Annotated in this window: 2 protein-coding genes; both read left to right on the top strand. The window is 36.4% G+C overall.

Annotation, left to right across the window (positions count from 1 at the left end; all coding sequences use genetic code 11):
- Window positions 1-144 precede the first annotated feature (144 nt).
- Window positions 145-1,383, top strand: a complete 1,239-nt coding sequence (locus K1X82_15275) for an MFS transporter (protein ID MBX7183472.1) — start codon at window positions 145-147, stop codon at window positions 1,381-1,383.
- Window positions 1,384-1,431: 48 nt separating this feature from the next.
- Complete coding sequence (locus K1X82_15280) at window positions 1,432-2,565, top strand: T9SS type A sorting domain-containing protein (GenBank protein ID MBX7183473.1); 1,134 nt, start codon at window positions 1,432-1,434, stop codon at window positions 2,563-2,565.
- Window positions 2,566-2,971 lie beyond the last annotated feature (406 nt).

Raw genomic sequence — 2,971 nt, forward strand, 5'->3', positions numbered from 1 at the left:
CATTTTTCTTAAGGATTGAGCTGGAACAATGAAGGCACTTTTTTTATTCATAACCTTTCAAATTCGTCAAAGCTATACACAGCAACAGATACAGCAATTTACAGCCTGAAATTTGTCTATTAACCCGAATAATACTTTTGTTCTGTGAGAAGTCGTATTAATTCACTGATTCAGGTTTACCGAAGAATTGGCCCAAATACATTAAATTTAATTGCGGCAGAGTTATTCCTACAATTAATTAATGCCGCATTTTTTATGGTGATGTTGATTCAACTCAACAAATGCGGTTTCCAGGATTATCAAAGTGCTGAGTTCGTATCTTTCCGATTTTTAGGGGTAGTTTTAACTGCTATACCAATTGGTATTTGGATAAAGGGAAAGCCCTTAATTCCTTACTTCTATTTATCTTCCATCTGCGTTCCCATTTTAACCGTTGCCATTTTAATTGGTGTTGACCTGCATCAAGATTGGATTATTCGACTTGGAATGTTCCTTTGGGGCATTTTTTATAATTTAATTGCCATTGTCGTTAATCCCTACATATTAAGAAACTGCTCTAAAGAGGTTCAAAGCGAGGCATTTGCATTAAGTTATGCAACAGGTAGTATTGGTAGCATACTGTGTGGTATTATTTCCTTTGTCTTACTTTCCTTTTCAGATATAGGAATCACAGAGAGAGAAGTTATGTACTTTATCGCAATTTTATCTACACTGGGATTAACTTTTTTAAGAAACATCGAAAAAAAAGAAGAAATACAATCACAAATAAGTCACATTTCCCAAATAAATTACAATTGGAAACTTATTTTTAAAGCTTTAATACCTACAATAATTATAGCAATCGGAGCAGGTTTCACTATTCCTTTTGTCAACTTATTTTTTTTCCATGTACATCAAATTGACACTAAATGGATTTCTATCATTGGAACATTAACCTCATTACTTGTTTCCATCCTTGCCCTCCTTGTTCCAAATTTTTTAAAAAAATATGGATATAGAAAAGCAATTTCCGGCACCCAAATCGTTGCCGTAATCCTATTAATTTTATTTGCAACCACCGAATACTATTCAAATTGGCACTATGCGGGATTATTAGCGGCATTATTTTATATGGGCCGTCAACCTTTGATGAACATGAGTGCCCCCATGACAACGGAGCTCGTCCTTAATTATGTTGGACCCAATAACAAAGAAATAATTTCTGCATTAACTTCTGCCATTTGGAGTGGAAGTTGGTTTTTTAGCTCCTGGATCTTTAAAATTTTGCGGGAAATGAACCATGCTTATGTTCAAATTTTTCTCATAACCGGAGCCATGTACACGCTGGGTGTATTTTTATACTATCGATTAATAATTGAATATGAAGGAAAATTGAAAAGCTGATTCAAATACAATTATTATGTTATTTTTGCTTCCATCAAACAATCAAGCATGAAACATTTCGTCTTAGCCTCCACATTATTACTATCTGCACTTACTTCCATTTCCCAATCGGTTGTTAAAACAATCAATATTGGTGGAACTCAACGTCAATACAAACTTTATGTGCCGGCTTCATACAATGGTTCTGAAAAAGTTCCCTTGGTATTTTGCTTTCATGGCTTGGGTGATAATATGGATAATTTTGAAAACATTGGAATGACATTCGTGGCCGATACTGCTAATTTCATTGTTATTACTCCACAAGCAGCTACGGATGCCTTAGCAGGAACCGCTTGGAATTCAGGCGCCGGAGTAAGCTTTGGAGGATTTGAATATTTCCCAAATCAAAACGTAGATGACATCGGCTTTATTAATGCAATGATCGATACCACCGCTTCCAATTTCAATTTGGATATGCGTAGAATTTATGCTTGTGGATTTTCTATGGGTGGTTACATGACAAACCGGGTAGCTTGCGAACTGAATGATAGAATTGCTGCCTTCGCTCCTGTGGCAGCTACTATTGGTGCAGGTATTACTTGTAACCCGGGAAGAGCCTTACCCTTAATTACTTTCCACGGAACATCCGATGCAACTGTTGCCTACGATACTGCATCTTTCGGATCAAGCGTACCCCAATTGCTTGATTTTTGGGCAAATAACAACGGCTGTGCCAGCATGGACAGTTCTTTGGTTCCAGATATCGCTAACGATGGTTATCACATAACCCACTTTACCTATGGAAACTGTTCAACAGATGGTGCTTTAGAGCATTTTAAAGTTTATGGAGCTCAACATACCTGGTTAGGCCCATCCGATGACATATTTTATACTACTGAAATTTGGAAATTCTTTATGAGATATCAACACCCCAACCAATCTTTAGGTTTATTAGAATCTGAAGTAAATTCAAACATCATTTTTCCAAACCCAATTGGTAAAGGACAAACCATTGAAATTAGTCTTCCAAGAAATGAAGGTAGTATTCAAATTATGGACATGAATGGACAACTTATTCAATTAACTACCACTGATTCTGGAAAATTAAAAATCAATTCCAATGAACTAAACAGTGGAATGTATTTAGTTTCTTTTACCGATAGAAATGGTGAAGTTGCAATTCGGAAATTAATAGTAGAATAAGTTCTACAGGGTTTCCTGAAAAGTCAAACACAACAATCTGACTTTCTTTTAAACCAATTTAATCAATAGTAGGATTCCAAATCCGAACTACTTGATTTAGCTGGGTTTACAAACTCTTAACTCGTTTATGCATTTCTTATGCGTAATCTGGGTTTATATTCTTTGTATGCGGGCCCCCTCCGCCAAACAAGCCTTTTCTAAACCCAAATAACCTGCATGGCGTTCGGGTCACGCTTTCGGCTGTAGTCCTCGCCCCCCTAGGCTAACGCCATAGTGGGTCTGTGGGCTACTTGCCTCTATCGTCAGTTTGTCTAAAAAGCCCTCCTTTTTGTAACTTACTGATTGTTAATAACTTACCCGATAATAAATTCACAATACATTGATTTTCAGTATATTTATGCATGAA

This window comes from Bacteroidia bacterium, from assembly GCA_019695265.1.
Lineage (GTDB): Bacteria > Bacteroidota > Bacteroidia > JAIBAJ01 > JAIBAJ01 > JAIBAJ01.